This is a genomic window from Corynebacterium pollutisoli, from assembly GCF_900177745.1.
Taxonomy (GTDB): Bacteria; Actinomycetota; Actinomycetes; order Mycobacteriales; family Mycobacteriaceae; genus Corynebacterium; species Corynebacterium pollutisoli.
Genome location: NZ_FXAR01000006.1, coordinates 1 through 12699, shown reverse-complemented (window position 1 = coordinate 12699; position 12699 = coordinate 1). Strand labels below are relative to the sequence as shown.

The window sequence follows — 12699 nt, the reverse complement described above, 5'->3', positions numbered from 1 at the left end:
TTCCTCTGAGGAACCCACGCGCACGCCCGCCGGTCATCCGTGCTGTCGGCGTGCTTCGTCGTTCCTTACACCCACGTACAGAAAGCACCCCCATGACCATCCGTCGCGCCCAACTCGTGGCCGAGGATCTCTCCGTCATCCTCGGCACCCGCACCATCTTCCGGGGCCTCAGCCTCGCCCTGTCCGCTGGCGACCGCATTGTCGTCGTCGGCGAGAACGGCCGCGGCAAGACCACGCTCCTCAACACTCTCGTCGGCCGCCTGGCTCCCGCCACCGGGCGGGTCACCGTCCACGGCAGCCTGGCGCTCGCGGAACAGCAGATGAGCGCTGTCGGCACCGTCGGCGACGCCGTCCGCGACACCATCCGTCCCGCCGAACAGGCCCTCGCGCGTCTCGACGCCGCCCTGCTCACCATCGAGGATGACCCCGACGAGTACGAGGCCGCCCTCGCCGCCGCCGAGCTTCTCGACGCCTGGGACGCCCACCGCCGCGTCCGCACCGCGCTGGCGTCCCTCGACGCCGAGTTCCCCGATGACGCCGACCTCGATTCCCTCTCCGTCGGCCAGCGCTACCGCGTCCGCCTCGCGTGCCTGCTCGCCGGTCACCACGACCATCTGCTTCTCGACGAACCCACCAACCACCTGGACCACTCCAGCCTGGGTTTCCTCACCGAGCAGCTCCGCCAACGTCGCGGGTCGGTGCTCGTCGTCTCCCACGACCGCACCCTGCTGAAGGACCTCGCGACCACCGTCCTCGATCTCGACCCCACCCCCGACGGGCTGCCCCGCACCTGGGGGCAGGGGTACGAGGGCTACCGCTCCGGACGCGCCGCCCTCGAGGAGGCGTGGGCCCACGAGTACGCCACCCAGACCTCCCGGCAGGCGCAACTCCAGCAGGACCTCCAGCAGGCGCAGTCCCGCCTGAGCACCGGGTGGCGACCCCCGAAGGGCACCGGCAAACACGCCCGCCAGTCCCGCGCCCCCGGCGTGGTCCAGGCGGTCAAGCGTCGGCAGGAGGCCCTCGAGGCGCACAAGGTGACGTTGCCGCCTCCCCCGCCGGTGCTCACCTTCCCCCGCCTCCACGCGAAACCGACCCGGACCTACCTGCGCGCCGAGGGGCTGTCCCTGACCGGGCGATTGACGGGCCCCGTCGACCTGTCCATCCGCGGCGGTGACCGTCTCGTCATCACCGGCCCCAACGGCGCCGGCAAGTCCACCCTCATCGACATCCTCACCGGCCGGCTGAAACCGACGACCGGCGAGGTATCGGTGCCGGATCCGTCGGCGATCGGCTACCTCCGCCAGGAATCGGCGGAGTCCGACGACCACCTCTCCATGGGGCAACGTCGCCGGCGCGACATCGCCCGGCTGCTGAACGCCGGCCCGTCGGTCCTGCTTCTCGACGAACCGACCAACCACCTCTCCATCGCCGCCGTCACCCAGCTGACGCACGCGTTGGAGGAGACGGAGGCGGCCGTCGTCCTGGTCACCCACGACCGGCAGCTGCTCGCCGACACGGCGCACTGGCCGCGCCTGGAGATCACGCCCGCGGGTGCGCCTCCCGCCACACCTGACGGAGGTTGTCCGCGGTGACGTGGGTGTAGATCTGGGTGGTGGTCACCGAGGAGTGGCCGAGGAGCTCCTGGACGACGCGGACGTCGGCACCGCCCTCGAGAAGGTGGGTGGCGTAGGAGTGCCGGAGCGTGTGTGGGGAGATGTCCTTGTCCAGGCCGGCGCGGGCGGCGGCGTTCTTGAGGATCGCCCACGCGCTCTGCCGGCTCAGGGCCCCGCCGCGGGTGTTGAGCAGAAGCGCGTGGGACTTCCCCTGGGCCAGGAGGGGGCGGGCGCGCACCAGGTAGGCCTCGACCGCCTCCACGGCCTTGGAGCCGATGGGGACGAGGCGCTGCTTGTTGCCCTTACCGGTGATCCGCAGGATGCCGTCGTTGTCGGTGACGTCGTCGACGGTGAGTCCCATGACCTCGCTGATGCGGGCCCCGGTGCCGTAGAGCAGTTCGAGGAGGGCCTTGTCGCGCAGGTCGAGGGCGTCGGCGTACTCGCCGTCGGGCACGGCGTCGATGAGCTGGGTGACCTCGTCGATGCTCAGCGTGTCGGGCAGGTGGCGGCCGGTGGCCGGCGGGGAGACGTCCGCGGCGACGTCGACGTCGACGATCCCCTCCCGGACCGCGAACCTGTGCAGTCCGCGGGCGACGACGAGTGCGCGTCCGGCGGAGCTGGCGGCCAGTCCCGAGCGGCGCAGGTCGGCGACGTAGGCCTCGACGTCGGCGGTGGCGACGTCGGCAAGCTCGTGGCGGCCGGCCTCGTCGAGCCAGGTGAGGTAGCGCTCGACGTCGCGTCGATAGTTACTCAGGGTGTTGTCGGACAGACCGCGCTCGACGGCGAGGTGATCGAGCCAGGTCGTCGCCACGTCGCGGGCGGTCACGACATCTTCTTCAGGTCCGGGCCGACGCGGCGGGAGGCCAGCGCCGTCGGCCGCCACGGGAACGGCGTGTCGACGGGCCGGGGTTCCGCCCGCCCGTCGAGCACCTCGGCGGCGCTGAGGATGCCGGACACGGCGATGGAGTTGACGATCTCGCCGCGCAGGATCATGGCGCGGGCCTGCTCCAGGGGGATCCACTCGAGGAGCATGTCCGCCTCCTCGTGTTCCATCTCACCGCGCTCGACGTCGCTGAGGTCCCGGGCGAGGAAGACGCGGACGGTCTCCTCGCAGAAGCCGGGGGATGTGACGAGGTCGCAGAGCACGTCCCAGCGTCCGGCGGCGAGGCCAGCCTCCTCGGCGAGCTCGCGCTGCGCGGTGGTGATCTCGTCCTCGCCGGCGACGTCGAGAAGCCCGGCCGGCAGCTCCCACAGGCGGGACTGCACGCTGTGTCGGTACTGGCGGACCAGGGCGACGCGTCCCTCGCGGACCGCGACGACGGCCACGGCCCCGAAGTGTTCGACGATCTCGCGGGTCCCGGTCCCGCCGCCGGGCATCGCGAGGGTGTCGCGGCGGACGGCGAGGATCGGGGACTCGAGCAGCAGCTCCGAGTCGAGGACGTCGAACACGTGGGTACCGGGCGGGGTCATGCCACTAATCTAGCGCCGCAGACAGCAGTCCGATGAACAGCGGGTGCGCCCGCGTCGGCCGGGACGCGTATTCCGGATGGGCCTGGGTGGCCACCAGGTACGGGTGATCGGGGTACTCGACGAACTCCACGAGCTGCCCGTCCGGGGAGGTGCCGGAGAAGACCAGGCCGGAGCCCGCGGTGATGGCCTCGCGGTAGGCGTTATTCACCTCGTAGCGGTGGCGGTGGCGTTCGGCCACCTCGGTGGTGCCGTAGGTGGCGGCGACGACCGACCCCTCGGCCAGCACGGCCGGCCAGGCCCCCAGCCGCATGGTGCCGCCGAGGTCGGCGATGTTCTTCTGGTCCTCCATGACGGCGATGACCGGGGTGTCGGTGTCCGGGTCGATCTCCGTGGAGGTGGCGCCGGTCAGCCCGGCCGCGCGAGCCGCCTCGATGACGACGGTCTGCAGGCCGAGGCAGATGCCCAGCAGCGGGATGCCGTTCTCCCGGCAGTGGATGATCGCGGCGATCTTGCCCTCGATGCCCCGCGACCCGAAGCCGCCGGGGATGATGACGGCGTCGACCCCGTCGAGGGAGAAGTCCTCGTCGGCGTTGATCCACTCGATGCGGGTGGCCACGCGGTGGTGGAAGCCGGCGGCGTGGACGGCCTCGACGACGGAGAGGTAGGCGTCGGGAAGATCGGTGTACTTGCCGACGATGCCGACGGTGACCTCGCCCTCCGGGTGGCGCACCCGGTCGAGCAGGTCCTGCCAGGCCCGGAAGTCCGGCTCGGTGGTGGGCAGATCGAGGAGGTCGCTGAGGAACGTGTCGAGGCCCTGCTCGTGCAGCACCCCCGGGATGTCGTAGATGCTCGGCGCGTCGGCGCACGAGATGACACCCTGCTTCTCGACGTCGCACATGAGCGCGATCTTCTCCTTGAGCCCGGCGGGCACCTCCCGGTCACACCGCAGGACGATGGCGTCCGGCTGGATGCCGATGGAGCGCAGGGTGGCGACCGAGTGCTGGGTGGGCTTGGTCTTCAGCTCGCCCGACGGGGCCAGGTACGGCACGAGGGAGACGTGGATGAAGGCGATGTTGCGGCGGCCGACGACGTGGCGCAGCTGGCGGGCGGCCTCGAGGAAGGGCAGGGACTCGATGTCGCCGACGGTGCCGCCGATCTCCGTGATGACGACGTCGATGTCCTCGCCGCCGGCGCCGATGACGCGGTCGCGGATCTCGTCGGTGATGTGCGGGATGACCTGCACGGTCTTGCCCAGGTAGCCGCCGCGGCGTTCGCGGGCGATGACCTCGGAGTACACGGCACCGGTGGTGACGTTGGCGGTGCGGTTGAGGGTGCGGTCGAGGAAACGCTCGTAGTGGCCGAGGTCGAGATCGGTCTCCGCCCCGTCCTCGGTGACGAAGACCTCCCCGTGCTCGAAGGGGTTCATGGTGCCGGGGTCGACGTTGAGGTACGGGTCGAGCTTCTGCATGGTCACGCGGAGCCCGCGGTCGGTGAGCAGGCGTCCGAGGCTGGCGGCCGTCAGGCCCTTGCCCAGTGAGGAGACGACGCCTCCCGTGACGATGATGTGGCGTGTGTGATGGCGCATGGGGCCTCCCGTGGTTCGAGGAACTCTACGGGACTCCAGAATAACCTATCTGTTGACAGATAGGAATCTACGGCGCCGGGCTCGCGGCCTCCGCGGACTCGGCGGAACCGTAGGCCCCGGACTCACCCTCCAGCTGCTCACGGACCGCGAGCACCGTCGCCATGCGGCCCACGGCCCGGTCGACGGAGTCCACGGTGGACACCCCGGTCTCCTCCGCGCGCACCAGACCCACCGCACCGGTGTCCGCGGCGGTGTGGATGCGGCCCGCGAGGACGGCACCGTTGCCGCGGCCGTCGAGAGCTCCGACGAAGTCCGCGAGGTTCCGGGACTCCAGCCCCTCGGAGGCGTCGCCGGTGACGACGACGGCGACCTGCGCCGGGAGGATGGTGCCGTCCTCGTAGTCGAGGAATCCGGCGTCCCGCAGCGCGCGGAGCAGCAGGCCCCGCTCCTCCGAACTCGACTGCTCCTCCCCCGTCTCCGGGTTGAGCAGGAGAGCGGATCCCAGGGCCTCACCGGCGTGCAGGCCCGGATCGAGGCGGTCCTCAGAGAGCTGCGCCCCGGCGGGCAGGGTGTTCGCCACGATGGACTTGAGCTGGTCGGCACCCTCGGCGGAGAGGAACCGCTCCGCCAGGGAGATGGTTCCGGCGTCGATGGCGCCGGCATCGGCGAGCAGCGTCTCGACGCCCGCCACATCCTCCTCGACCGCGTCCGCCGTGCGGAACACCAGGACCGGACGGTCGGTGAGAGTCTCGGCGACGGCGGAGGAGGCGAGGTCCGCGATGACGCTGTCGGCGGAGGCCGCCTGCGCCTCGGCGATCTCCGCGCGCTCGGGCGCGGCGGCGTCCTCGCGGACGGGGCTCTCCCCGGACTCGTCGGGCATGTTGGGGGCGATCACCAGGGTGCCCAGGGCCACGCCCGCGGCGATGCCGAAGCCGAGGCCGCCGATGAGCCATCCCGCTCGACCGGAGTTGTTGCGTCCTGCCATGTCTGCCCCCTACTGGAACCAACCCTGGAAGGTCAGCGCGACGCTGTTCCAGGTGTCGATGAGATTGTCGGTGAAGGTGCCCGGGCCGGAGAAACCGACGATGAGCACGATGGCGGCGAGGGCCACCAGGATGCCGAGGATCGCCCACAGCCACGCCAGCCCGTTACCCGAGCTGACCGTGTACAGGTCGGAGATCGCGGAGGCGTCGACGAGCCGCTTCCCCAGCTTGGCGCGGGTGAGCATGGCGGTTGGGGTGGCCTCCGGGTCGTTGGCGAACACGCCGTCGAGGTCGAAGGGGCTGCCCGCGTTCACGATGAGCTGCGCACCGTGGTAATCGGCGAGCAGCAGGGCGAGGTCGGTCGCGGAGTCCGTCGCGGCCGGGAACGTCATTGCACCGACGCCGAGATCCTGGATGCGCTCCAGGCCGGCGGCGTGGCCGTCGGGGTCAGCCGGCAGCACCACGCGCGCACCGCTGCGCAGGGTGTCTGCCCCGATGCCCGCCGGGTTACCGACGATGAGATCCGGCTTGTAGCCCAGCTCCAGGAGCGTGTCCGCGGCGGCGTCGACACCGATGATGACCGGGTCGTACTCGCGGATGAAGTTGCGCAGCAACTTCACCTCGTTGCGGTGCTCCGGGCCGGGGCTCACCACGAGCACCTTGCGGCCGTTGATGTCCGCACCGGTGTCCGGGATGCCCAGGCCGTCGATGAGCAGCGGCCCCTCCGAGTGGATGAACTCGATGGTGTTGCCGAAGAACGCCTCCATGTGGTCGACCAGCGACTGCTGGGCGCCCGTGAAGGTGGTCTCGACATCCTCGGTGGTGACCACGTGGCCCGCGCCGATGCGCCGCTCCCCCAGGTGGATCGCCCCGTCCTCGGTGATCCGCGCCTTCTTGCCGTCCTTGAGCGCCGCGCCGAGTTCCGGGCCGGTGTCCTCGACGAGCAGCACGTCCGACTCGAGCAGCATGTGCGGCCCGAAGTTGGGCACCGCCCCAGTGGAGAACCGGGACATGTTGATGACGGCGGCGGGGCGGGCGTCGAGAAGCACCTGTGCGTCGCGACGCGAGATGTCGGCGGTGTTGATGACGGCGATGTCACCGGCGCGCAGGCGGCGCGCGCCCTTGCCCCCGGAGGTGCAGTCGCGGAGGGTGCCCTGCAGACCGGGCAGGTCGGCGGTGCGGGAGAACAGACTCATGTGGCCATTGTGACGGGCGGGGCCCGTCAGATGGTGAAGGCGCGCCGCTCCTCCTCCGCCCGCTCCAGCAGCTCCGCCGCGTGCGCACGACCGGTGTCCGTGTCATCGAGCCCCGCGAGCATCCGCGCCAGCTCCTCCACCCGCTCCTGCGGGCTGAGGGTGAGCACGCCGGAGGTCACCGACTCGTCCCCGACATTCTTCGCGACGTGCAGGTGCGTGTCGGCGTAGGCCGCCACCTGCGGGAGATGCGTCACGACGATGACCTGGTTGTGCACCGCCAACCGGGCGAGACGACGCCCGATCTCCACGGCCGCCCGGCCACCGACGCCCGCGTCGACCTCATCGAAGACGAGCGTCGCGCCCTGCGTCCCGGCGGAGAGGATCACCTCAAGCGCCAGCATGACACGGGAGAGCTCACCGCCGGAGGCACTGGACGCCAGCGGACGGGGCTCGGTACCGGCGTTGGGGGCGAGCATGAGCTCCACCTCGTCCGCCCCCTCGCGGCCCGGCTCCACGCGCCGGACATCGACGGTGAGCCGCGCCTTGGCCATGGCCAGGCCCTGCAGCTCCTCCGTCACCTGTTCCGCCAGACGGGCCGCGGCCTTCGTGCGGGCGGCGCTGAGCTTCTTCGCAGCCGCCGTCATCGTCTTCTCCGCAGCGGCGACCTGCTTCTTCAGCTCGTCGAGGGCCTCGGAGGAGATGTCGATGCGCGAGAGCCGGGTACGCGCCTTGTCTCGCCAGGCGAGCACGCCGTCGATGTCCGGGGCGTATTTACGGGTGAGCATCTTCAGCTGCTGCTGCCGCTGCAGGGACTCCTCCAGCAGCGAGGGGTCGGCCGGCAGGTCGGAGAGGAAACCACCGAGCTCGGCGGCGATGTCCCCCAGCTGGCTGGTGATCCCGGCCAGCCGCTCCCCCAGCTCCCTGAGCTCGGTGTCCTCGGAACCGCTGAGCGCGGCCTCTGCGCGGCCCAGCAGCGTCGACGCCGGGTCCTCCTCGGAGAAACCGCCGAAGGCCTCGGGCCCGTCGATGGCGGCCAGGGCGGTGGACGCCTCCTCGCGGAGGGTGTCCACGTCCTGCAGGCGGCGGATCTGGAGGAGCAGTTCCGCGTCCTCCCCCGGCTCCGGTTCCACGGCGTCGATCTCGTCGAGCGCGAACTGCAGGCGGTCGATCTCCTGGGCCAGCTCGCGGCGCGACTCGGTGCGCGAGCGCAGGTCCTTCGCCAGGGCCCGCCACGTGCGCCACGCCTCGCGGTAGGTCTCCAGAAGCGGGGCGATGGCCGGGTCGAAACGGTCGAGCGCCGCCAGCTGTTGCTCGGGGGCGAGCAGGCGGAGCTGGTCGTTCTGCCCGTGGATGGTGAGCAGGGGCGCGCTGAACTCGGCGAGCGTGGCCGCCGGTACGGAACGCCCGCCGAGGTGCGCACGCGACCGGCCCGCGGCACTCACCGTGCGGGAGGCGATGAACTCGCCGTTCTCGTCGGCGGTGCCGCCGGCGGCGTCGACAAGCTCGGTGACCCGGGCGGCCGTCGCCGCGGGCAGGGCGGTGGTGACGAAACGCCCCTCCACCACGGCCTGCTTCGCGCCGGACCGCACCCGGGAGGCGTCCGCGCGGCCGCCGGCGAGGAGGCGCAGGCCGGTGACCACCATGGTCTTACCAGCACCGGTCTCACCGGTGAGGACGGTCAACCCCTCGGCCAGTTCCGCGGAGGCCGAGGGGATGACACCGAGATTCTCGATGGCGATGTCAGCGAGCATGAAACCTATTTCTGCTGGTTGCGCGGACCACGCCAGCCGGAGACGGGCAGACGCAGCTTGGTCACCAGGCGGTCGGTGAAGGTGGACTCGTCCAGGCGGACCCAGCGGACCGGGCGGGCACCGCGGACGACCTCGACGCGTGAACCGGGCGGCATGGGGATCGGACGGAAGCCGTCCATGACGGCCATCGCCGGGGACGCGTCCGGGTTGGACTCCACCGCCACTGTCGACCGCGGGGACACCACGAGCGGCTTGGTGAACAGCGCATGGGCGTTGTTGGGGACGACGAGGATGGCGTCGAGCTCCGGCCACAGCACCGGGCCGCCCGCCGAGAAGGCGTAGGCGGTGGAACCGGTCGGGGTGGAGATGAGCACACCGTCGCAACCGAAGGAGGACACGGGGCGCCCGTCGACCTCGAGGATGGCGTCGAGGACACCGCGGCGGTTGAGGTTCTCCACGCTCACCTCGTTGAGGGCCCAGCCGCGGCCGATGACCTCGAGGTCGTTGTCCAGGACGGTGACGTCGACGGTCATGCGGTCCTCGACGCGGTAGGTGCGGTCGATGACCCGCTGGATGGCGGCGTCGAGGGACTCGGCCTCCCACTCGGCGAGGAAGCCGACGTGGCCGAGGTTGATGCCCAGGACGGGCACGTCGACGGCGTGCGCGAGGTCCGCCGCGCGGAGAAAGGTGCCGTCACCGCCGAGGACGAGCACGAGCTCGCAACCCTCCGCGGCGTCAGCGGTGTGCGTCACGCGCTTGAGCGGCGAGAGGATCTCACTGCCCTCCAGGGGGCGGCCGTCCTGATGGACGAGGACGCGGACGGTGATGCCGGCGGCGTCGAGAAGCTCGGCGGTGCGTTCCGCGGCGGAGAGGTTCTTGCTGCGCCCCGTGTGCGGGACGAGCAGCACCTCACGATGAGTGGTCTGCTCGGTGGTCGCGGTGCTCACTGCGGGCCCTCCTGCACTGCCGTGTCGATCATGGACTGCAGCTGATCCGGGTCCGGGGCGCTCGCGCCGCCGTCCTTTCTCAGCCATAGAAAATATTCTACGTTTCCGCTCGGGCCGGGCAGCGGTGAGGCCACCACACCCCGGCAGCTCAGGCCGAGCGTGGCGGCGAAATCGGCCACCTCGCGGGTGACCTCCGCGCGCAGCTGCGGGCTGCGTACCACCCCGCCGGAGCCGAGCCGGTCCTTGCCCACCTCGAACTGCGGTTTCACCATGGGCAGCAGGTCGGCGCCCTCGGTGAGGCACCCGGTGATGGCCGGCAGGGTGAGACGCAGGGAGATGAAGGACAGGTCGCCGACCATCATGTCGCAGGGACCGCCGGTCTGCTCCGTGGTGAGAGTGCGCACGTTGGTGCGGTCGAGCACGCGCACCCGCGGATCGTTCTGCAGGCGCCAGATGAGCTGGCCGTACCCGACGTCGGCGGCGACGACCTCCGCGGCGTCACGACGCAGCAGCACATCCGTGAAACCGCCGGTCGAGGCACCGGCGTCGAGGATCTTCTTCCCCGTCACACTCAGACCCTGCGGTTCGAAGGCCGCGAGTGCCCCGAGGAGCTTGTGCGCCCCGCGGGAGGCCCAGTCGTCGTCGGCCGCCTCCTCCACGCGGATGGAGACCTCCGGTTCCACGACCGTGGCCGGCTTGAGCGCCCGGAAACCACCGACGTACACCCGACCCGCCTTGATCATGTCGACGGCCTGCTCCCGCGAACGGGCGATCTTGCGTCGTACCAGTTCCGCGTCCAGGCGCCTGCGTGCCGGTGCCATCAGTGTCCCTCCTGCAGTGCGCGCTGCAGGACGGCATGCGCGCGGGTGAGCTGATCCGCCTCCTCGGGGAGCGAGGCGGGGGTCTCGTCGAGGATGTCGGCGAGCTGCTTCTCGACGTCCTCCGGTCGCACCCTGACCAGATCGCCGGGGGTGACCATCGGTGTCACCACCAGTCGGAGACCGCGCGGGCGGCGTGGTCACCGACGGGACGGATGAGGTCGGCGGGGCGCTTCATCGACCAGGCGACCTCGAGGACGGTGCGCAGCGCCTGCACGGAGGTGGACTCCGCGTGGCCGCGCTCGAGCAGGATGTCGTTGCCGTCGACGCGGGCAGTGAACCCACCCTGGGCTCCCGGGCGCAGGGTGGCGGGATCCTCGTGGAGGGCGCGCATGTCCGCGGCGATGTAGGTGGGGCGCTGCTCCTTCACGGCCTCGAGCAGGGCGATGTGCCCGGAAACGCCCGTGAGGACGTGAAGGGAAGGCATGCCGGCGGCGTTGGCGCCCTCGATGTCGGTGTCGAGGCGATCGCCCACGGTCAGCGGGGCCTGCGCCCCGACGCGCTGGGCGGCGGTGACGAACATCGCGCCCTGCGGCTTACCGGCCGAGACCGGCGTGACACCCGTGGCCGAGACCACCGCGGCGACCATGGAACCGTTGCCCACCAGCAGGCCGCGGGGATCGGGCAGAGTGGTGTCGAGGTTGGAGGCGACGTAGGTCGCACCGTTGCGGATGGCCAGCGCGGCCTCGGAGAGCACCGCCCAGGTGGCCTCCGGGTCCAGACCCTGGAGCACCGCCTTCGGCTGCTCGTCCGCCGAGTCGACGACCCGGTAGCCGGCCGCCTGCGCCAGCTCCTTGAAGGAGGGCGTGCCGACGATGTAGACGGGGTCGCCGGGCTGCAGGTGCTCCGCAGCGACGTCGATGGCGGCCTGCGCGGCGGTCACCACATCGGTGTCCGTGGCGTCGAGGCCGATGGCCTGCAGCTTCTCCGCGACCACCTGCGGGGCCCGCATCGCGTTGTTGGTGATGTACACGCTCGGAACACCCGCCGCGGTGATGGTCTCCACCGCCCCGTCGATGGCCCGTCCCCCCTCCCAGACGGTTCCGTCGAGGTCGAGAAGCAGGGCATCGTGGGCGCGCAGGAGACTCATGGTGTCCAAGCTTAGTGCGTGGGGTGAATCAGGACAGTTCCGACAGACGCTCCGCGGCGTCGAGCATGTCGTCCTCGTCGATCCTGTCGGCGTGGGCGAACCACTCCTTCGCCTCGTCGACGCGACCGGCGGCGGCCAGCGCGTCCGCGTAGGCGTAGGACAGGCGCGCATTGATACGGCCGGTGGAACCCAGGTCCGGGTTGAGACGCTGCAGCGTCACGACGGCGCTCTCCGGCTGGTTCATGTCCAGACGGGCGCCGGCAATGACGATTCCGAGCTCCACCGCGCCCTCGCGGTCGAGCTGACGGGCCTCCTCGGAGCGACCCATCTCGACGGCCTTCTCCGGGCGGCCGAGACCACGCTCGCAGTCCGCCATGACGGCCATGAAGCCGGGGCCACCGGACATCCGACGGGCGGCCCGTAGCTCGGAGAGGGCCTCCCGCCACTCGCCCGCCCGGTAGGCGGCGATGCCGTTGGTCTCCCGGGCCACCGCGACGCGGCCGGCCCGGTCCTTGGCAGCGCGGGCATGACGCAGCGCCAACTGCGGGTCATCCTCCATGAGCGTCGCCGCCATGAACATGTGCTTCGCGACGGCATCAGCGTTGTCCTTGCTCAGGACCTTGAGATCCTGCAGCACCAGCGGGTCGAGATCGTGGATGTCGATGTCATCCGGCAGATCCGGCTCGGTCATGCGCTTGTTGAGGCGTTCCTCACGGAAACCGGAACGCTGCGGTGCGGAACGCTTGTGGGGCGACCGGTCGGCGCCGGCGCGCTGTGCGTGACGACGCTCCCCTCCCGGACGTCCCCGGCGATCCTCGCGGTTGCCGCGGCGGTCCTCCCAGTCACCGCGCTCACGGCGGTCACCACGCTCGCCGCGGTCGTTACGGTCGTCGCGGCGGCGCGGGCCACCCGAGCGCTGCGGGCGACCGCCACGGGCGTTGTTCTGGTTGTCACGGTTCGGGCGATCAGACATACGGCAATTCTCTCCCATAAACTCTGCCGGCGGGCAGATACGACGAAAGACGCGGCCTGTCGAGGAGAAGGTTCTCAACTCGACAGGCCGCGCCTTTCATTCCTCTTTTAAATTTTAGGTCGGCGGTAACTTACTCTCCCACACCCTCCCGAGTGCAGTACCATCAGCGCGGGCAGGCTTAGCTTCCGGGTTCGGAATGGGACCGGGCGTTTC

11 protein-coding genes, 1 rRNA gene and 1 pseudogene are annotated in these 12699 nt (G+C 70.8%); 1 reads left to right on the top strand and 12 read right to left on the bottom strand.

From position 1 onward, the window contains the following. Positions 1–92: 92 nt before the first annotated feature. Positions 93–1592, top strand: a complete 1500-nt coding sequence (locus tag B9Y70_RS08685) for an ATP-binding cassette domain-containing protein (protein ID WP_085549879.1) — start codon at positions 93–95, stop codon at positions 1590–1592. Here B9Y70_RS08685 and xerD read toward each other — a convergent pair. From xerD to rrf, 12 genes and pseudogenes are all read right to left on the bottom strand, one after another. Continuing rightward, positions 1540–2439, bottom strand: a complete 900-nt coding sequence (gene xerD / locus B9Y70_RS08680; RefSeq protein WP_085549878.1) for a site-specific tyrosine recombinase XerD — start codon at positions 2437–2439, stop codon at positions 1540–1542. The two genes, B9Y70_RS08685 and xerD, sit on opposite strands and share 53 nt — an antisense overlap. Next, entirely contained in the window at positions 2436–3083 is a 648-nt protein-coding gene (locus B9Y70_RS08675; protein WP_085549877.1) for an NUDIX domain-containing protein, read from the bottom strand. The genes xerD and B9Y70_RS08675 overlap by 4 nt, the downstream gene beginning before the upstream one ends. Positions 3084–3087: 4 nt before the next feature. Further along, on the bottom strand, positions 3088–4668 hold the full coding sequence (locus tag B9Y70_RS08670) for a CTP synthase (RefSeq protein WP_085549876.1): 1581 nt from the start codon (positions 4666–4668) through the stop codon (positions 3088–3090). A gap of 67 nt (positions 4669–4735) precedes the next feature. Continuing rightward, positions 4736–5653, bottom strand: a complete 918-nt coding sequence (locus tag B9Y70_RS08665) for a copper transporter (protein WP_085549875.1) — start codon at positions 5651–5653, stop codon at positions 4736–4738. A 9-nt stretch (positions 5654–5662) separates the two neighbouring features. After that, positions 5663–6847 (bottom strand): putative cytokinetic ring protein SteA, encoded by a 1185-nt coding sequence (gene steA, locus B9Y70_RS08660; RefSeq protein WP_085549874.1) that lies wholly within the window; start codon positions 6845–6847, stop codon positions 5663–5665. Between the two features lie 26 nt (positions 6848–6873). Beyond that, complete coding sequence (gene recN, locus B9Y70_RS08655; RefSeq protein WP_085549873.1) at positions 6874–8598, bottom strand: DNA repair protein RecN; 1725 nt, start codon at positions 8596–8598, stop codon at positions 6874–6876. A gap of 5 nt (positions 8599–8603) precedes the next feature. Next, complete coding sequence (locus B9Y70_RS08650) at positions 8604–9632, bottom strand: NAD kinase (protein ID WP_085549872.1); 1029 nt, start codon at positions 9630–9632, stop codon at positions 8604–8606. Continuing rightward, complete coding sequence (locus B9Y70_RS08645) at positions 9542–10366, bottom strand: TlyA family RNA methyltransferase (RefSeq protein ID WP_085549871.1); 825 nt, start codon at positions 10364–10366, stop codon at positions 9542–9544. Before B9Y70_RS08645 ends, B9Y70_RS08650 begins: the two co-directional genes overlap by 91 nt. Beyond that, the gene (locus B9Y70_RS12870) at positions 10366–10524 is read right to left on the bottom strand and encodes a hypothetical protein (RefSeq protein WP_162841657.1); all 159 of its coding nucleotides are present in this window, start codon (positions 10522–10524) and stop codon (positions 10366–10368) included. Before B9Y70_RS12870 ends, B9Y70_RS08645 begins: the two co-directional genes overlap by 1 nt. Positions 10525–10529: 5 nt before the next feature. Further along, the gene (locus tag B9Y70_RS08640; protein WP_085550020.1) at positions 10530–11513 is read right to left on the bottom strand and encodes an HAD-IIA family hydrolase; all 984 of its coding nucleotides are present in this window, start codon (positions 11511–11513) and stop codon (positions 10530–10532) included. A 28-nt stretch (positions 11514–11541) separates the two neighbouring features. Beyond that, a pseudogene (locus B9Y70_RS08635) lies at positions 11542–12483 on the bottom strand (hypothetical protein); the annotation flags it as partial. A 120-nt stretch (positions 12484–12603) separates the two neighbouring features. Next, positions 12604–12699 (bottom strand): 5S ribosomal RNA (gene rrf, locus B9Y70_RS08630); the annotation flags it as partial.